The sequence below is a fragment of the Rhodothermaceae bacterium genome (assembly GCA_009838195.1).
Classification (GTDB): domain Bacteria; phylum Bacteroidota; class Rhodothermia; order Rhodothermales; family Bin80; genus Bin80.
Window position 1 is genome coordinate 25,439 of the sequence record VXSC01000019.1, and the last position, 17,831, is coordinate 43,269.

The window sequence follows — 17,831 nt, forward strand, 5'->3', positions numbered from 1 at the left end:
ACTGGCGAAAAGAAATGTGGCATCAGAACATCATTGACACCATCGGGAATACACCGCTCGTACAATTGAACCGGATGACAAAAGATGTGCCATGTACGGTTCTAGTTAAATTAGAGTTGTTCAATCCAGGTGGTTCGGTGAAGGATCGCATTGGTCATGCGATGGTGCAGGCGGCAGAAGAGTCCGGCCAACTCAAGCCAGGCGGCATTATCGTTGAGGCTACAAGCGGGAATACCGGTACCGGTATTGTGCAGGCTGCAAGACTAAAAGGCTACCGCTGCATTTTTACCGCAACGGAAAAGGTCAGCGAGGAGAAGCGAGATCTTCTTACAGCCTATGGAGCGGAGTTGGTATTATGTCCGACAGATGTCACGCCGGAAGACCCACGCTCATACTACAGTATGGCGGAAAAAATTGCCGAAGAGACACCTGGAGCCATTTACCTCAATCAATACTTCAATGAGGCAAATGTGAAGGCACATTACGAGACGACCGGCCCCGAAATCTGGCAGCAGACGGAAGGGAAGGTGACACATTTTTTTGCGACCGCTAGCACCGGAGGTACCATATCCGGCAGTGCCAGATACTTGAAAGAGAGGAATGCAGATATCCGCGTGATTGGTGTCGACTGTTACGGTTCTTCGTACTTCACGTACTTCCACGAGGGTGTTATTGACCCCGATGAGATCTACTCACATCAAATTGAAGGAGCGGGTAAGGAGTATTTGGCAGGGAATATGCACATGGAACTGCTTGACGACTATACGCGAGTCAGTGATCAGGATGCAATGCAGATGGCGCGAAGGCTGGCAAAAGAAGAGGGTATATTTGCAGGACAGTCGAGTGGATTAGCTCTGGCCGGTGCCCTTCAGTGGCTTGAACAACATCGTCGTGAAATCAGTCAAAACTCGGTAATCGTCGTTTTACTACCTGATTCTGGCATGAAGTATATCAGTAAGACGTATAATGACAACTGGATGAAGGACAACAATTTCATTTGACTCACAGCCCCGACATTATGGACCACGAGAATACAGAAATAGAAGAGACAGACTCAAAGCTCAATATTGAGTTGAGTGAGCAGATGGCGGAGGGTGAGTACTCCAATCTAGTGATGATTGGTCACTCACGGGAGGAGTTTATTTTGGACTTTATCCGCGTAATGCCCGGCGTTCCGGCAGCCCGGGTCAAAAGTCGGATCATCGTCACTCCAAGGCATGCCAAACGGTTCTTGCGTGCGTTGGCCGAAAATATTGATCGATTTGAGGATGCGAACGGGCCTATTTCAGACAGCGATACCCCGGACCTTTCCGTCCAGTTTGGTGGAGGGGTATTAGGTGAGGCATAGCTATTTGCGTGCCATCACGAGTGCGACAAGGGCTCCGATCAAAAACGAGGCATGAGGCAGGACGACTGCCAGGAGGGGAGACAAATCCTCTGTATACCCAAAGGGCTCGGTGAGTTTCTGGGCCGCGAGGTAGACAAAAGCCACCAGTAAGCCAATCCCTATTTGGACAGTCTGCCCTCCGCGCCGCCTTCTGCATGCCAACGGCAGCGCAATCAGCATGACGATCAGGTTGGCAAGGGGATAGGCATATTTGGAATAATATCCAACCATATCACGGCCGGTGTCAGCTAAGCCACTACGTCTCAGTGCATCCACATAACCAGCAGCGACCGGAATGGTCATTGATTCAATGTCCCTTTCTGTGCGCGCAAGATCCCTAGGCAGTACCTGTAGGACCGTATCAAGCGGCGCAACAATTCGCCGTTCTTCATAACCGGAGTCAAAAGTCCTTATCGTAGCATAAGTGAAATGCCAGAGCGAATCTTGCCATACCATCTGCTGTCCGTCCACGCGTTCGAGGAGCGTGCCATCCGGATTAAATCGTTGTAATTGAACACGATGAGCGGTTTCAGTGCGGCGGTCAAAATATCCGACCGTGACGACACTGGTCGGGTCGTTGCGACGGTGAATTTCACTCACATAGAGGTGCTGTGCTCTGCTGTGGATGTAGAGTTGATCATAGGTGAGTACGGTCTGGTTGGTGCGCGGTACGACCCATCCTCCGGCAAAAAACATGACTGCACTCACAAAGATGCCCACAATAACATAGGGGATGACCAGGCGTTGGAGTGCGACGCCACTGGTCTGCAGTGCAATGACCTGCAAGGACTGCGCGAGTCGGCTTGTTGTAAAGATGGCAGCTAAAAACAGGGCCAGTGGGGAGACCCGTAGAATAATGTCCGGGATAAAACTGGGATAGTAAATCAGATAGATTTTCCGCATGGACGCATTTCGGTCCAGAAAATCGTCAATGTGTTCCAAATAGTGGATCAGGATAAAGAAGATGACCAGTGCCACAATCAGGAACGTGTACGCGAGCAGCGTCCGTGTGATAATATGGCGGTCCATCGTCGTCAAAGCCATGCAATTATACCGGTTGGAAGTCTGAACAATCAGACCTCAACTGTGTACCCCGCCTCACGTTAATCGTTCTACAATTCATGAAAGTCCACGAATACCAAGGAAAGGAAATTCTCGAAAAGTATGGTGTTGCCATGCAGCCGGGAGAGGTTGCTTCAACGGTTGATGAAGCGGTATCTGTAGCGAAAGATATGATATCGGTTCATGGCGATCTGTTTGTAGTCAAGGCGCAAATTCATGCAGGTGGACGAGGCAAGGGGGGAGGAGTGAAGCTGGCACAGGGATTGGATGCAGTTGAAGAGGTTGCAGGGAAAATTCTCGGGATGAACCTGGTCACGCATCAGACAGGGCCCGAAGGACAACTGGTCCGCAAAATCCTCATCGCCCCTGCGGTGAATATTGCAAAGGAATACTACATCGGGGTCACCCTTGATCGTGCACGCAGCCAACATGTCATCATGGCATCGACCGAAGGTGGCGTCGAAATAGAAAAAGTGGCTGCCGAAACACCAGAGAAGATTCTCAAGGTCTGGGCAGATCAGTCCTATGGACTGCAGGCATTTCAGGCTCGTGAGTTGGCATATGGGCTTGGGTTTGAGGGGAAAACAGCACGTCAGGCGGCCAATTTCATCATGGCACTCTTTAAAGCCTACATGGGCGTTGATGCATCATTGGCGGAAATCAATCCACTTGTGCTCACCGAGGAAGGAGAGGTTGTTGCAATTGATGCCAAGCTCAACCTTGACGATAACGCTCTGTACCGACACAAAGACCTGGCAGAGCTCAGAGATTTGCATGAAGAAGATCCTTTGGAGGTGGAAGCCCATGCCTCAAACCTGAATTATGTGAAGCTTGACGGGAATGTGGGATGCATGGTCAATGGAGCAGGGCTGGCCATGGCTACGATGGATATTATCAAACTGGCTGGCGGCAATCCAGCCAACTTTTTAGATGTAGGAGGAACTGCGAGTGCAGAGACGGTTGAGGCAGGATTTCGAATTATCCTGAAGGATCCGAATGTAAAAGCGGTTCTCGTGAATATTTTTGGGGGGATTGTACGTTGTGACCGGGTCGCACGGGGTGTGGTTGAGGCGGCAAAAAATGTTGGCATTGAGGTTCCGCTGATCGTGCGGTTACAGGGCACGAACGCATCACAGGGACAGGCAGTACTGCAGGAGAGTGGTATTGCACTCGAATCGGCCGTATTATTTGAGCAGGCTGCAGAGAAAGTAGGCAAGGCGCTTGCCGCCTGAGGGATCAGATGGACCAGGCACAAACATTGGATGCTCTTGAGCTCAGAGAAGGTCTGGAGGGACTTTCGCCGCAATTGATCCGTATTCTTTATCGGCGGGCACCGTTACGTCGGCCGGTTTCAGATCCACAGCGCTTGTGGACGATGTTTGAAAATGCCTCCCTTGTGGTCACTGCATGGAAGGCGGGGCGTCTCGTAGGGATCGCACGTGTTCTCACGGACGGGGTCATGTACAGCTACCTGTGTGATTTAGCGGTAGAGCCCGATGTGCAGGGATTGGGGATTGGAAAACGCCTGATGCGACATGTCCAGGATCGTTGCAAGGGGACTGAGTTGGTTCTTCGCAGCACACTGGGGCGTTTTCACAAGCACGAGGGGTTGAAAGCGGTTGAAGATGCTTGGGTCGTGGATCCCCGTTAGAGTCTGGATCCTCAGACAAATCAGATTCCCCCTCGGAATCCTCGATTACGATCTGCACGCGGCTGCTGGAAGCGAAGAAATTCAGCCAGACGCCCGCTCTTTACGTGCAGGTTGAATCCCCAGGATTGAAAAGCTCCGAACGGAATCCATCGGAACGACATATTCCAGCACTCAAATTCCTTTGCCAGATTGAGCGTTGTGGTCACAAGTTGTTTCCGCTCAAAATCATATCCGGTTTGTCCCTGCACGCGCCAAGTGGGGGTTAAAGTGAAATTAAATCCCGTGTTGATAGTTGCTGAACGGCGAAGCACTAGTTGCGGGCGGGAAATCTGATAGACAAAGCTCAAATTTAACGACCAGCTCTGCATTCCGCCTGTCATTCCGGGGGATGAAAACGGATTGTTCGCTCCCCCCGTGAAAGGAGGAGGAGAGGTCCCAAATTGTGGCATCGTTGGCGCGGGAGTAGAAGTATCCTCGGTACGGGTACGCACATTCCCACGAAGTTGCATACTGCCACGTACACTCAGCTGTGTTAACCGGGCAATCGCAAAATCCCGGAGGGAGAATACGTAGTCATTGGTGATTCTGCGACCATCCGTGCTGAGTTTGTAAGGCGAGAAGGTCGAACTGAAGTTTATGTTGAATTTTCCGAGGATATTGGTTCGTGCACTGATTCGTATCGGGGCCATCCGGAGGGAATCCGCTGCAAGGTTATAGCTGCTGGACAGGTTCACGGTAAATAATTTGAGTACACGTGTCTGATCAGATCCCGTGGAGTCGATCTGGACCTGTTTGGTTTCGAATGTATTATCAATTCCGAAACTAAGTGCTTTTTGAAGCCCGGTCTGTACGCCGGATACAATGGAATAGCGGCGTGGTACGATTCCTGTTGCGAGTGTGTCGGCAACGGGCTGCCCGGTTTCGTCAAGCAGGGGGCGGGTATATCCCCAGGCATCACTGCCGAAGTCCGGCCGATACGAGAATCCAAGGCGAGGCCTCACAGTATGTCTTAACCCCTCATAGGTCCCGAGTTTGACGGGAAAAAGCCCGTAAATGGTCGTATTGGCAGACACGCCGGCGTTAAACTGCCGCAACGCAAAGAACCCCTGTTCGGCAGTGGTTTCGGTAGAACCATCCGCTTTCAATTGTCGTCGTTCTGAGGAGACGAACCACTCTTCCGTATAGTTAGCGTTTGGAGCGAGATTCAGGCGTACCGATCCTAACAGTGGAATCCGCCTTATTGCGAACGGGGCGGCAATCGGGATACGATGTTGGGCAGTAAAGCGAATTCGCCCATCCGTTTTACCGGTGGCCGCTTGGTATTTTTCTTCATTGAAGAGCGCCTCATACCAAGGGTAATCCACTGGCTGTCCATTGGCTAGAGTATCCCCATTTGCAATCAACTCTTCATCGGAAAGGGGACGAAACTCATATTGATTGTTCATACGTGAGGTGATGCTGTACTGCAGCCTCTCATACCAGCGTTGATTTCGCCCACCCGTCTCACGCTTGAAGGGAGTTTTTGTGCTTTGTGAAAAGGATAACTGGGGGAATGTCAGATCAACGCTTCCGGTGGATACAACTTGCCGTTGCCGCATACTCAGAGAGATGGACCGTCCTCCTCTGAACGTACGGTTGAATTGGATCGAAGAGCCGATTGATTGCCGTACGTTGTCACTGTATTGATTGGAAACAGTGCGCAGATAGGTACTGGACGTCAGGTTCACATTTGCACTGAGGCGCGATTTTGGAGAAAAAGTTTGGTTGTGGTTCCAGCGAAAGCTCAGACTTCTTCGCTTAACCAGGTCTGGATCATCACGCTCCCCGCTCCGTTCCTGAAGATAATCTACGTTCAAATTTCCGCTGAATGCGTCCCGCCGGTTATATCGAAACGATGGATTGGCTTGCCAACTTCCTTTTGTCCAGAGGCCGAGTCGGATTTGTGCATCCATCTTATCGCTGAGCGCAAAATACCAACCCCAGTTTCGCAGGAAGAATCCTCGCTCGTCTTCTCCGTATTCCGGTGCCAGGAGTCCGCTTCTACGCCCCTCCTGATAGGGTAGAAACCCGAAGGGCAGCCAGAGTGGCATCGGAATATTGAAGATGTAGAGTTGAATCGGGCCCGTGTAGACCCATTTCTGATCAACGATCTTCATTCTGCGGGCTCTGAGCGAATAGGAAGGAGTCTCGTCTGGAGCACAATTACAGGTGGTATAGAGTCCGTCCTGAATGAAGATGGTACTGTCCTCTCGGACTTTTGCAATGCCTGCTTGAATGAAGCCTTCTTCAAACTGGGTTCTGGCTGCGGTAACTCGTCCACGACCGGTCCCGATGTTATAGGCCAACTGAGAGCCGGTTAAGGTTTCACCCCCTTCAGAGAATACGGGAGTGCCTACTAGTCCGGAGTCGGTAGCGAGCCCGTATGCTGCGAGCTCATCTTGCTCTAAAAGCAGATCAACAAAGTAAGCACTGAGCGTGACTGCTTCGTAAGAAACACTGGCGTTGCCGGCTAAGGTGCCACGGTCTCCAGACTCCGAATCAAAGTGTAGAACCAAAGAATCCCGGGCGCTGAATTTTATTGGGGCGTCAAGCGGCTCCCCCTCCTGTGCCTCTGCGATGTAAGGCAACGCTGTGAGTAGGCAAACCGTGACAGTCTGGATTAGCCAGGCTGAGGAGAAATGATCATTTCTGTTTCTCGTCATCAAGTTGGTCGAACACAAGGCAGGCTGCTCCCAGCATACCGGCCTCATTTCCGAGCGTTTCCTGGATTACGGTCACATCTTCATGCATTCCGGGCTTAATGTAGGACAGGATAACATCCCGGGCTGGCTTCAGCAGCAAATCTCCGGCTTTCGAAACCCCACCACCAATTACAATGGTACGTATATCCAGTAAATTCACAATGCCTCCTAGAGCACAGCCCAGCTTTTGACCTGCCCATTCAAGGACTGCAATAGCCCCGGGGTCGTTATTCAGCGCTGCTTCTGTAATGGTGGCCGGAGTAAGGTTTTCCAGGCCTGGGGCTACATGCAGCATACTGTCGGGGTATTGTTCAAGTTGCTCCCGTGCACGTGCTGTCAGGAATCGTTGACCAAGGTAGGCTTCAACGGCTCCGTTCACACCGGTCATGTCAGGAGGGCCATTGTAATCAATAGACACATGTCCAATCTCACCGGCTGCTCCGGTCTCCCCACGAAAAATTCGCTTATTGAATACGATCGCTCCACCGACCCCCGTACCGAGTGTGACCATAATATAGTGGTCATGATTCCGCGCTGCCCCGTAGCGTCCAGATCCAAGTGCAGCTGCATTGGCATCATTCTCAACAAAGACATTAAGACGCCGGCCTAAACGTTTTTTCAGGGCCTGACGCAGGTCAACCACGCCCCATCCTGGCATATTTGGAGGATGAATCAGGGTTTTTCTTTCGAGATCAATAGAGCCAGGGGCTCCGATACCAACACCAGCGATTCCCCCTCTACGTCGCATCAATGGTTTTACAGCAGCTGCGATTTGTGACAGTACATGGTCTTTACCCATGTCGGCACCCGTCTCAACGGAGTTGGTCTTCACAAGACCGAATGCTTTATGCACTAGTGCTGCCTTGATGTAGGTGCCGCCTAAGTCAATACCAATTGCTTGCATTATTTCTCTACTCGATAAACAGTTTCTCCTTCGCGCCGCATACCGTACTGTTCGCGTGCGATTTTTTCAATGACTTCGTCACTCGGTGGGGCCTCAAGTAAGGCCCGAAGCTCTATAATCTCAGCCTGTAGCCGAGCATTTTCTTCGAGGAGTTCCTCATGTTCTTTCTGCCAATCCCGATAACGCATCCAGCTATAGCTGTCGAACCAGACAAATTGCAGCAGTAGCCATACTGCAATTACAGAGCCAATCAGGACCAGAGGCGAGAGCCGTCTGCGTTTTGAGGCCGGTTGTGTTGTCTTGGCCATCATGAACCTGCTTTTATTGGCATCGAATCCCCTTTTTACCCGGAAAAAGGGCTGAATTGCCGAGATCCTGTTCGATGCGAAGTAATTGATTATACTTTGCAAGCCGATCACTTCGACTAGCGGACCCCGTCTTGATCTGACCGCTATTGGTGGCGACTGCAAGGTCGGCGATGGTGGTATCTTCTGTCTCTCCCGACCGGTGGCTAATCACAGCAGAAAAGTGGGCTTTGTGAGCCATTTCAATTGCGTTCAGGGTTTCGGTGAGTGTACCGATCTGATTCAGCTTGATCAGGATTGAGTTTGCGGCATTTTCCTCAATGCCACGTTGGAGGCGTTTTGTGTTGGTCACAAATAAGTCATCTCCCACGAGCTGCACTCGATCTCCAATGGCTTCCGTAAGCAGGGCCCATCCTTGCCAGTCATTTTCGTCAAGTCCATCCTCAATTGAGATAATGGGGTATTGGCGTACCCAATCCTCCCACAAACGTACCATGTCTTGGCTGGAACGCGTCCTATCGGGATCGCTTTTCCAGAATACGTACGCTCCGTCCTCAAACATTTCGCTCACTGCCGGGTCAAGTGCAATGAACACATCCTCTCCAGGCGAAAAGCCGGCCTGGACTATAGCTTCCAGAATGACTTCAACGGCCTCATCATTGGATTGTAAATCAGGAGCGAATCCTCCCTCATCACCGACTGCGGTACTATACCCCTTTGCGCTCAACACTTTTTTGAGGTGATGAAAAACTTCGGTTCCCATACGAAGTGCTTCAGAAAAAGAAGCTGCACCGGCAGGCATGATCATGAATTCCTGCATATCTACGCGGTTGTCTGCGTGGCGTCCTCCATTGATGATATTCATCATTGGGACGGGGAGCATGCAGGCATTCGTTCCACCAATGTAGCGGTACAGAGGTAGACCAACCACGGAGGCGGCGGATTTGGCCGCTGCCAGAGAAGCTCCCAGGATGGCATTCGCGCCTATCCGCCCTTTATTTGGGGTTCCATCCAATTCAATGAGCGCACGATCAAATCCAACCTGATCGCAGACATCATATCCTTTCAAGGCTTGGGAAATTTCTTCGTTCACATTTGCAACGGCATTCGAGACTCCTTTTCCTAAATAACGGGAGGGATCTGCATCGCGGAGTTCAACTGCTTCATGTTCACCGGTAGAAGCACCACTGGGAACAGCTGCTCGGCCAAAACCACCATCTTCGGTGACAATATCAACTTCCAGAGTTGGATTTCCTCGGCTATCAAGAATCTCTCGCCCTTGGATAAATTCTATTTTCGACATATTAGAGAATAATGTAGACTACAATGAGTCCCTTGTAAACCCAACCCATATTGGCGGGAGATGTGAGCATAAAAAGGGAGAATTGCCACAGGTTCACCATTGGGTAACAAAACCCCATTCAGAGAATTATGCAATCCAGTTGGAGGAATCTTCAAGCACCTATTTGATCGATCATTCGCAGGCCACAACATATCGGCAACGGATAGTAGCGGGCACAGAACGGGATTCCAAGAAGAACGGATCGTTCGGTTTTTTCATTACAGAACGATAGGCAGGCCACGGTGAAGTTGCATGATCGGCTAGCGGCGCTGTCGAACGGTCGTTGTCCCACTGATCGTCATCCCACGGCACGTATAACTTACCTGAGCACTTTCACCGCTACTCCAGTCGGCAACATAAAAAATATCTTCAGCGGTTGGGAATGCAGTTGCCATTCGATTTACTCCGTCCTGGTCACCAATCCGGGCGTACTGGTCTGCAATGATCCAAAAAACGGCTGCCTGCTCGCGGTCCGCAACCCCACAACTGGCAACGGCCGTCGCGTAGAGGTTTGGAATCGCAATCTGGGCAGGTTCAAAGTCCGGGTCTACATCCGAGGCTGCTCGAAAATAATCCCTTGCCTGACGAAAATTCTCCATATCCTGATAGGCAAGTCCCAGATTGTAATAGTCCTGAGAACGAATCTCGATGTCCGGGATTGCTTCCATCTGTTGGAATGTTGCGATAGCTCGATCATTGTCCCCATCTTCAACATACATTCTGGTCAGCAGTCGCAGCGTTGCAGCAGTCGGTTCCAGAGCGAGAACCTTATCTGCCAACGCAAGCATTTTCTCGCGATAAGCCTCTTGCTGATACAACTCAAAAAGTTGTGTGACCAGTTCCGCATTATCGGGTTCAGCTTCATATTGCTCTTCCAGGAAGGCAATCTGCTCATCGGGAGGGATAACGACAAAGTACTTGCGGATCAGGCCATCAATGCTCTCTTCATCTCCCCGTCGGTCTTTGAGCTCACGCAGGAAATCCAGTGCTCCTCCGATGTCTCCTGACTGATACAGATCTGAGATGATGACATCAAGGTAATAGGGATCGATTCGCTTCGAATCCATCTCATATGCCCCCCGATATGATGCGATCATGTTGGAACGTTGGTCCGCAAGGACATTGATATTGGTTTGGATAAAACGTCCCCTATTTCGGGTCCAGATAAAGGGATCAAAATCAGCTTCAAGTTCGGAAAGGACGGGTATAACCCGGTCAAAATGAACCAATGCCGAGTCCAACCAGACACGTTTTGCTGCCTCATCCTCCTCCGCATCAGCCAATGCCTGGAAGGTCTCAATTGCACGCCTGAAATTCACATCGCTGTTGCGGCTGAATCCAGGTGCATTGTAGAGTATCCATACGAGGTTGTTTACCGCATCCCGGTAATTCTCATTCTTGTAGTTCTCATAATAGAGACTGTAGTGGATACGCGTCTCCTGGTCGCCCACTGTGGCCTGTGCCCGAACGGTTGGCACCAATAGGATGAGGGTTGCCAAGACAGTTGAAAGGGGAATAAGGGTTCGGCACATGGGAATTCAGGGTTAAGTAGGTGGATAATTTAAGCAAGAAAACACAATTAAGCCACTTTATCCAAGTCTTCGCTTGACGAACCAGCGTTCCCCAATGTTCAGAGTGGCCGAAACTCCAATAAATCGGTCTCGAATTAGATTAAAATTGGTAGAGCCGCGTGTTCCGATTTCAAATGAGATGTCAAGCCGACTGCCTAGAAATAGGGTAGGTAGTCCAAATCCTCCCGTGATGGCAGACACCGTAATATCTCTTCCGGCAACGGGACTGACATACAGATTATCTCTGTAGAACCCCAGGCGGTATGCGATTCGACGCAGATAGGTTGTCTGCATGGAAGCGCCCGCCGGGACAAGCTCAATTCCCCCAGAGTAACGTGTGCGGTCACGCAGATGGTTTGACTCATAAGCTGCGAAGGGGAGTGCAGTGGATGCTGTTGACCAAGGCTCATGTCGAATCTCGGCACTAATCAGCCAGCGATTTTGATACCGAAATGACACTCCACCACTGAGCCGGTAAGGAAGCTTGATGTCTCCGCTACTTGCGGTTCCAAGCGTATCAAGGTTCAAGCTCTCTCCCAGAGTGAGTGTCCGGGTACCATCCAGAGTCACCGGCAGGCGGCCGCTGGCAGCAAGAACAAATTCGTGATTTTCACCATCTAGAGATACGGCGATCCCCACGGAAGAGGTAATACCGGACATACGTGTACTACTTGCCACATTTGTTTCCAGGAGATTAATATCTCCGAATGTAGTACGGCGCACTTCTTCGGTGATTCCAAACAAGAAATCAGCAGAGGCACCAATGGAGGCCCAAGATGTGAGCTGTAAGCCCATTCCGATTCGGGCCAAGTGTAAACCTCCCGAGCCTTCATGGTTGATCCTGTACAATAGATCCTCGCTCGGCGGTCGTTGCAGGGTGCCGTCCGAAGATACTTTGTAATGTATTCGGCTATAGGGTTCGTACGAAAGCCCGAGCCCCAGTTTTGTATTCACAAGGGGGACCCCAATCTGCAGCGCGTTAAAGTTGCCACGCATGAACTGCTCACTTCTTCCGGCTGCATCTTGGGCGCGCAACTGATCAAATTCGGCCCCAACGGCCACACGGACTAGGGTTTGGCGGCTCCATGTTGCAGGGTTGCTGAAATTCATGTAGTCATACGAAAAGAGTGCAACCCCCGCATCCCCAAGAGCATGCGCCTGACTGGATGCAAAGGAGCTCAGTTCACCGATCCCATATCGCGAGTAGAAGGAACCATCGTCCCGCCCTTGGCCGTGAACGGCAGGTATCAGGAGGAGTGCCGTAAACACAAAAAGTAGACAATGCCTTCTCATGGAGATAAAATGATGGTTGCCCGGGGAGACAAATCCAGGGCATCTGCATCGTAGAACAGTGCAGCGTTCAAGGAATGATTTACAATAGGAGCGCGTAATTCTAAACGGCTATACTGCTGTGACCCGAAGAATACACGCTGGAAAAAGACACTAACATCGCGTTCAGAGAAACGATACGTACCATCATTGATCGTCGCCTGCCCAACCAGGACAGCAGGATCAGTATCGTCTAGAGAAACGGCAACTAGTTGTAGGATCTGTGGAAGAGGGCGGACAAAGTTCTCTGGGGCAGCCTGGCTGGCATCTGTATCCACGCTGAAGACCAACTCCACTCCATTGATGGGCTGGTTCTCAAATTCATCAAATGCAAAGTCAAGTTCAATCGCAGGTCCTGCACCATCCTGGAATAGTAAAAATCCACTTGGTGTGTCAGAAGGGCGCATACGCTCAATCTGTGTATGAGTGCTGCTTACGTTATAGGTGGTCAATCCACCGGATGAGGTTACTTCCAATACGGTCCTAGTAGAGGTAAAACCAACCACTTGGCCGCTGCCATTTTCGATCAGTGCAAATCCATGAAAGTCCGTTTCAAAGTCAGCGCTTCGAAGGACGCTTTCATTCTCATTAACCCATGAGTCTGGCAGGTCTACGATCGTCAGCGTATCCTGAGTGGTTACGGTCATAATGGCCGGACCAACATCCAGGCCGGTATCGGATCGGCGCCCGATATGATTCCATTCGTTTAGAATTTGATGGAGTTCAAATTGAACCGTTGCCAGGGTATCTCCAAAATTATAATTACGGGAAAGTTTTAGTTGGACACGACTGATACTATCAGATGGGGCTGCCGAAAAATCACCACCAAAGTCGAGAAATCCATGGGTTGCAATCTGCCCGGTCAGAGGATCGTCAACGGATCCCACGAGCACGCGGGGTGCAGATCCCGTAATGTCAACCAATGGAGATGCCGAAAATGAGCTAACCTGCGCCGTTTTTGTCTGAAGATTTACTTCGCTCCCTAGGAGATCCAAGCCGACATCGGAGACGGGATCCGAGCAGGAGACCACTATCAGCGGGGCAGCCAGCAAAAAGAAAAATAGAATTGAGCGCATAAATGACCGAGATGGGCAAGGCAATAGCCCAAGAACGAGGGAGCCGACTATATTGGTATTCTAAAGCACGACCAACAGGAAAGTACCCTCGAAACAGGGTTGATGTTCCCGATCAAGCTGGCTCAGCACTGCATGCCATTTGATAGAGATCCGTGGCCTGCAGAATCATTTCCTGCGTATCGGTGCTGAAATGTACCGATGCTTCAGAGTCTGGGGTCAGAGAGGGAGGGTACGCGACAATATCCGAAAATTTGGCGCCCAGATCAGACAGACTTATTCCAGAAATATCCCCATTGAGGGGGAGCTTCATATTTTCGATGAGGTCATTGGAGATGATCGCGTCCGCCTCAATGCGATCTGGAGTAAAGACTACCGTTTTGACGGATTCAAATAATTCGTCGTTCTTGTATTCCGTTGCCAAGAGCAAGGGCAAAAAGCCACTGATCCAGCCGAACGCATGGACGATATCGGGCTTCCATTGTAATTTGCGTACGGTTTCCAGAGTTGAGCGCGCAAAAAAGAGTGCACGCGCTGAATTATCGTCGAACGTATTCCCAAGCTTATCTTGATGCAAACCTTTTCGCTTAAAAAATCGGTTGCTGTCCATGAAGTAGACCTGGCATCGTGTTCCAGGAATTGCTGCAACCTTAACGGCTAGTGTTTCCATTTGGCTGCCCATACTCACCTTCGTACCGCAGAGGCGAATCACCTGGTGCAGTCGATTTTTCCGCTCACTGATCGTGCCATAGCGCGGCATCATAATCCTGGTTCCAAAAGAACCATCCTCACTCAGACCCTTAGGTAAATAGCGCGTTAACGTTCCGATATCACTTTCATTAGCAAATGGGTCAATTTCTCCTGTGACGAACAATACATTGGTCAGTTGGTCCATAACCACCGAAATAGATTTGTCTTCGCAATTTTTTATTCACAAGCTTCATTGTAAATCCTCATTCTCCTAAGTCGAAAACCAGGATTTGGTCTGGTAACGCAGTGTGAAATTTGGCACTCGTACATCAGAGTTCAAGATACGAAAAAGCAGTCAGAATTCCAAGTTTTTCTCATCGGGATTGTGTAGTTTCCGTGAATTATCGTAGTTGTGGGGTGAAGTCCTGGGATTTCTGGAGCAGGGTTGCCATGTCGGGGTAAAACGCCGATGGACTTATCCCAGACCTCCTCAATCCCTATGTCAACTCCTATGGATTCGTATCGTGAGCATTTACCAGTGCACATTTTCGAGGATGCAGCGTCTTTGGCACTTGAGGTTGCACATCACATCGGGGCGCGTATCAATGAGCGTACGGCCCAGGGACTGAACACGGTTCTTGGTCTTCCCACCGGATCCACCCCTCTGGATGTATACAAGGAATTGATTCGGATGCATCAGGAAGATGGTCTGGATTTTTCCAAGGTCATCACCTTTGATCTAGCGGAATATTATCCGATAGATCCAGGCCGTATGCAAAGCTATTACCGCTTTCTTCGGGAAAACCTTCTGAATCACATCAATGTCCCGGTAGATCAGGCACATGGGTTACCCGGGAATTTGGCGGAGGACCACGTAGATGACTGGTGCCGGTCCTATGAAGAAATGATTCAGGATGCCGGAGGGCTGGACCTTGTTTTGCTGCGGATTGGGCGAAGTGGACATATTGCGTTTAACGAGCCGGGAAGCTCGCGAAATGATCGGACCAGGAAGGTAATCCTGGATTCAATTACCCGAAAGGATGCTGCCAGTCACTTCTTTGGAGATGATCATGTACCCCGCCAAGGTTTAACGGTTGGCGTGGGGACCATCCTGGATTCCCGTGAAATCGTTCTGATGGCCACTGGGGAAGGTAAGGCGGGTATCATTCGACGAGCAGTCGAAGATCCGATCAATGAAGAGGTGACGGCCTCCTATTTGCGGGAACATCCGAAAAGTGCAGTCTATTTGGATCGTGCTGCGGCGGGTAGACTGACCAGGGAACAGACCCCGTGGCTGGTCTCTGATGTAAAATGGGATCTGGAAATGGCCAAGCGTGCGATCATCTGGCTATCTGAACGTGTTGGGAAAGCAATTCTTCAGCTCGAGAAGGCAGACTTTCATAATAATCGTCTCCACAGCCTAGTCTATGCCTACCCGGAAATTGACGAAATATGTTTTCGTGTATTTGAAGACTTGCGTCACAGGATCCGTTATCAGAATCAGCTTCCCAAGGGCAAACGTGTGATTCTCTTTAGCCCCCACCCGGATGATGATGTAATCTCCATGGGAGGAATGCTGGATAAGCTGGCCCGGAATCAGAACGAGATTATTGTTGCGTACATGACCAATGGATCGGTTGCTGTTTTTGATGCAGATGTATCCCGTTATCTGGGTTTTGTGGAGATGTGCCTGAATGAGCTCGGTATCACCGGGGAAGCGGCGAAGGTTTTCCGGGCACGCAGAGAGGAATTGTTAAGGTTTTTGGAAAACAAGTCCACGGGTGAAATAGATCTTTCTTCCGTGCAGCATCTCAAATCTGCTATCCGGTATGCGGAGGCGATTGCGGGAATTGAGGTGATGGGGCTCAGTCAGTCGAATGCGCGGTTTATTGACTTGCCATTCTACCAGACCGGACGGATCAAGAAGAAACCGGTTGGAGACGAGGACACCCAGATTCTCCTGGATCTTATGAACGAACACGAACCTGACCATATTTTTGTGGCGGGAGATCTTTCAGATCCTCACGGCACCCACCGGGTCTGTTATGTTGCGATCAAGATGGCCTTGGCGCGCTACAACCGTGAGAGGGGAGTGCAGGGGCCAATGGTTTGGCTCTATCGTGGTGCATGGCAGGAATGGGAAATCCACCAAGCCGATGTATTTACCCCTATCTCAAGAGCGGAAATGGCACGTAAGATTGAGGCCATCTTTAAGCACGAGAGCCAGAAGGATCGGGCAATGTTCCCCGGTGCACACGATGATCGAGAATTTTGGCAAAGGGCCCGGGACCGTAATACGGCAACAGCGGAAGCTCTGAACCGTCTCGGGTTACCGGAATTCTATGCTGCTGAAGCCTTTGTAACCGGCTATACGTTATAGTAGGCCTATATGTGGCAGTGGGTCAGCCCACGCTTTTCTAGGTATCGCTGATGGTATTCCTCTGCGCGATAGAATGTGCAGGCAGGAACGATCTCCGTTACAATGGGATCGGTCAGTTTCGTTTGTCTTTGAAGCAATGACTCTTCCGCCTCCATTTTTTGTGCGTCAGAGTGATAGAAGATGACGGAACGATACTGGGTGCCCACGTCTGGTCCCTGACGGTTTAAGGTTGTTGGATTGTGATTCTCCCAGAAAATATCTAGCAGTTGTGTGTACTCAACCACAGCTGGGTCAAAAGTAATGTTCACAACCTCCGCATGACCCGTGCGGCTTGAACAGACCTCACGATAAGTTGGATTTTTGATGGTCCCACCGGAATAGCCCACTGCAGTATCGATGACACCGGGCATCTGTTGGAAGGTTACTTCCACTCCCCAGAAACAGCCGGCTCCAAAGGTTGCTTGTTCCATGATCAAATATTGTTTGACCTTTCCTACCGTCGTTCAGGCATCAGGTTCAGGTTGTTAGAATCGGAAATAATGCTTACCTTGAGCCGTCGTTCAAACAAAATAAACTCATGTGTAGAATCATCCCATTTCTGCTTCTGATCATTATCGTCCTTCCGGTGCAGGCTCAAACCGGTGTTGGTACACCTGCTCCAGAGGGGGCCACGGTTCTTTTTGATGGAACCCGGGAAGCACTTGACGAGAACTGGACTTACTGGGAGGGCCCCCGATTTGCAGCCGAGCTACCCATAAAATGGGAAATTGTTGATGATCCGGTGGATGAGGGGACGGTGGTCAGCAGTAAGGATCCTGCCGCTGCAGGAGGACTCTATGGTGCGGCTGATATCGTGACCAAGGAGAAATTCCGTGACTTCCGTGCCCATGTTGAATTCCTGATTACGGAAACCAGTGGAAACAGCGGTGTTTATCTCCAGAATCGTTATGAGATCCAAGTCCTGGATGGGGATTCAACGATGCACGGTATGGCTGCAGTCATCAATGAGAAGGCATCCACATACTGGCCGTACAATGGCACAGGGCAGTGGAACGCGTATGATGTGGTATTCCGTGCTGCTCGTTTTTCGGAGGAGGGCGAGCGAACAGAGCCCGCCATGGTGACGCTCTATTTTAATGGGGTTAAGGTTCACGAGAATGTGCCAATCCAGAAAGTATGGGGAGGCCCCAATTCGGGCATAGATGGTGGAAATGATGAGGGACGCGGCATCACAGATGTCCCCGGTGGGCTAAAATTGCAAGCCGAAGGCCATGATGTGCGCTATCGGAATATCTGGATCCAGGAGCTTGATCTTTTAGAGCCTGACACAGATTTTTGATCTGATTCGAACCGCACCATGAGGCATCCGCGGGTCAGATCCTGAATGATTCCGTGA

Annotated in this window: 16 protein-coding genes; 6 read left to right on the top strand and 10 right to left on the bottom strand. The window is 50.5% G+C overall.

Going from position 1 to position 17,831, the window contains the following annotated elements:
- Positions 1-14 precede the first annotated feature (14 nt).
- On the top strand, positions 15-1,001 hold the full coding sequence (locus F4Y64_04285) for a cysteine synthase family protein (GenBank protein ID MXX96818.1): 987 nt from the start codon (positions 15-17) through the stop codon (positions 999-1,001).
- Positions 1,002-1,018: 17 nt separating this feature from the next.
- Positions 1,019-1,348 carry a DUF3467 domain-containing protein gene (locus F4Y64_04290; protein MXX96819.1) on the top strand — a complete coding sequence of 110 codons (330 nt, stop codon included), beginning with the start codon at positions 1,019-1,021 and terminating at the stop codon, positions 1,346-1,348.
- Here F4Y64_04290 and F4Y64_04295 read toward each other — a convergent pair whose 3' ends face one another.
- A complete protein-coding gene (locus tag F4Y64_04295; GenBank protein MXX96820.1) occupies positions 1,349-2,425 on the bottom strand; it encodes a YjgP/YjgQ family permease in 1,077 nt (358 codons plus the stop codon).
- Between the two features lie 83 nt (positions 2,426-2,508).
- Here F4Y64_04295 and sucC point away from each other — a divergent pair, with 83 nt between their 5' ends.
- Both sucC and F4Y64_04305 read left to right on the top strand, forming a co-directional pair.
- Complete coding sequence (gene sucC, locus F4Y64_04300; protein MXX96821.1) at positions 2,509-3,681, top strand: ADP-forming succinate--CoA ligase subunit beta; 1,173 nt, start codon at positions 2,509-2,511, stop codon at positions 3,679-3,681.
- An 8-nt stretch (positions 3,682-3,689) separates the two neighbouring features.
- Positions 3,690-4,100: a GNAT family N-acetyltransferase gene (locus tag F4Y64_04305; GenBank protein MXX96822.1), complete on the top strand. Its 411-nt coding sequence runs from the start codon at positions 3,690-3,692 to the stop codon at positions 4,098-4,100.
- A 20-nt stretch (positions 4,101-4,120) separates the two neighbouring features.
- On the opposite strand, the gene F4Y64_04310 is transcribed toward F4Y64_04305, so the two are convergent.
- From F4Y64_04310 to F4Y64_04345, 8 genes are all read right to left on the bottom strand, one after another.
- On the bottom strand, positions 4,121-6,802 hold the full coding sequence (locus F4Y64_04310) for an LPS-assembly protein LptD (protein MXX96823.1): 2,682 nt from the start codon (positions 6,800-6,802) through the stop codon (positions 4,121-4,123).
- Positions 6,783-7,745, bottom strand: coding sequence for an ROK family protein (locus F4Y64_04315; GenBank protein ID MXX96824.1), 963 nt, complete (start codon positions 7,743-7,745; stop codon positions 6,783-6,785). Before F4Y64_04315 ends, F4Y64_04310 begins: the two co-directional genes overlap by 20 nt.
- Positions 7,745-8,053, bottom strand: a complete 309-nt coding sequence (locus F4Y64_04320) for a septum formation initiator family protein (protein MXX96825.1) — start codon at positions 8,051-8,053, stop codon at positions 7,745-7,747. Before F4Y64_04320 ends, F4Y64_04315 begins: the two co-directional genes overlap by 1 nt.
- Before the next feature lie 13 nt (positions 8,054-8,066).
- Positions 8,067-9,353, bottom strand: a complete 1,287-nt coding sequence (locus F4Y64_04325) for a phosphopyruvate hydratase (protein ID MXX96826.1) — start codon at positions 9,351-9,353, stop codon at positions 8,067-8,069.
- A gap of 299 nt (positions 9,354-9,652) precedes the next feature.
- A complete protein-coding gene (locus tag F4Y64_04330) occupies positions 9,653-10,924 on the bottom strand; it encodes a tetratricopeptide repeat protein (GenBank protein ID MXX96827.1) in 1,272 nt (423 codons plus the stop codon).
- 57 nt (positions 10,925-10,981) lie between these two features.
- Positions 10,982-12,256 carry a hypothetical protein gene (locus F4Y64_04335; GenBank protein MXX96828.1) on the bottom strand — a complete coding sequence of 425 codons (1,275 nt, stop codon included), beginning with the start codon at positions 12,254-12,256 and terminating at the stop codon, positions 10,982-10,984.
- Positions 12,253-13,368 (bottom strand): hypothetical protein, encoded by a 1,116-nt coding sequence (locus tag F4Y64_04340; GenBank protein ID MXX96829.1) that lies wholly within the window; start codon positions 13,366-13,368, stop codon positions 12,253-12,255. The genes F4Y64_04335 and F4Y64_04340 overlap by 4 nt, the downstream gene beginning before the upstream one ends.
- A 112-nt stretch (positions 13,369-13,480) precedes the next feature.
- The gene (locus tag F4Y64_04345) at positions 13,481-14,260 is read right to left on the bottom strand and encodes a glycogen synthase (GenBank protein MXX96830.1); all 780 of its coding nucleotides are present in this window, start codon (positions 14,258-14,260) and stop codon (positions 13,481-13,483) included.
- Positions 14,261-14,524: 264 nt separating this feature from the next.
- On the opposite strand from F4Y64_04345, the gene F4Y64_04350 reads away from it, so the two are divergent.
- On the top strand, positions 14,525-16,435 hold the full coding sequence (locus F4Y64_04350) for a glucosamine-6-phosphate deaminase (protein ID MXX96831.1): 1,911 nt from the start codon (positions 14,525-14,527) through the stop codon (positions 16,433-16,435).
- Between the two features lie 5 nt (positions 16,436-16,440).
- On the opposite strand, the gene msrA is transcribed toward F4Y64_04350, so the two are convergent.
- Positions 16,441-16,905, bottom strand: coding sequence for a peptide-methionine (S)-S-oxide reductase MsrA (msrA, locus tag F4Y64_04355; GenBank protein ID MXX96832.1), 465 nt, complete (start codon positions 16,903-16,905; stop codon positions 16,441-16,443).
- A gap of 107 nt (positions 16,906-17,012) precedes the next feature.
- On the opposite strand from msrA, the gene F4Y64_04360 reads away from it, so the two are divergent.
- On the top strand, positions 17,013-17,774 hold the full coding sequence (locus tag F4Y64_04360) for a DUF1080 domain-containing protein (GenBank protein MXX96833.1): 762 nt from the start codon (positions 17,013-17,015) through the stop codon (positions 17,772-17,774).
- Positions 17,775-17,831: the final 57 nt, after the last annotated feature.

What these genes read in the sequence shown, in the direction of transcription:
- F4Y64_04285 (MXX96818.1), top strand. Translation starts at nt 15, where the DNA reads ATGTGGCATCAGAACATCATTGACACCATCGGGAATACACCGCTCGTA.
- F4Y64_04290 (MXX96819.1), top strand. Translation starts at nt 1,019, where the DNA reads ATGGACCACGAGAATACAGAAATAGAAGAGACAGACTCAAAGCTCAAT.
- sucC (MXX96821.1), top strand. Translation starts at nt 2,509, where the DNA reads ATGAAAGTCCACGAATACCAAGGAAAGGAAATTCTCGAAAAGTATGGT.
- F4Y64_04305 (MXX96822.1), top strand. Translation starts at nt 3,690, where the DNA reads ATGGACCAGGCACAAACATTGGATGCTCTTGAGCTCAGAGAAGGTCTG.
- F4Y64_04310 (MXX96823.1), bottom strand. Translation starts at nt 6,802, where the DNA reads ATGACGAGAAACAGAAATGATCATTTCTCCTCAGCCTGGCTAATCCAG.
- F4Y64_04315 (MXX96824.1), bottom strand. Translation starts at nt 7,745, where the DNA reads ATGCAAGCAATTGGTATTGACTTAGGCGGCACCTACATCAAGGCAGCA.
- F4Y64_04320 (MXX96825.1), bottom strand. Translation starts at nt 8,053, where the DNA reads ATGGCCAAGACAACACAACCGGCCTCAAAACGCAGACGGCTCTCGCCT.
- F4Y64_04325 (MXX96826.1), bottom strand. Translation starts at nt 9,353, where the DNA reads ATGTCGAAAATAGAATTTATCCAAGGGCGAGAGATTCTTGATAGCCGA.
- F4Y64_04330 (MXX96827.1), bottom strand. Translation starts at nt 10,924, where the DNA reads ATGTGCCGAACCCTTATTCCCCTTTCAACTGTCTTGGCAACCCTCATC.
- F4Y64_04335 (MXX96828.1), bottom strand. Translation starts at nt 12,256, where the DNA reads ATGAGAAGGCATTGTCTACTTTTTGTGTTTACGGCACTCCTCCTGATA.
- F4Y64_04340 (MXX96829.1), bottom strand. Translation starts at nt 13,368, where the DNA reads ATGCGCTCAATTCTATTTTTCTTTTTGCTGGCTGCCCCGCTGATAGTG.
- F4Y64_04345 (MXX96830.1), bottom strand. Translation starts at nt 14,260, where the DNA reads ATGGACCAACTGACCAATGTATTGTTCGTCACAGGAGAAATTGACCCA.
- F4Y64_04350 (MXX96831.1), top strand. Translation starts at nt 14,525, where the DNA reads ATGGACTTATCCCAGACCTCCTCAATCCCTATGTCAACTCCTATGGAT.
- msrA (MXX96832.1), bottom strand. Translation starts at nt 16,905, where the DNA reads ATGGAACAAGCAACCTTTGGAGCCGGCTGTTTCTGGGGAGTGGAAGTA.
- F4Y64_04360 (MXX96833.1), top strand. Translation starts at nt 17,013, where the DNA reads ATGTGTAGAATCATCCCATTTCTGCTTCTGATCATTATCGTCCTTCCG.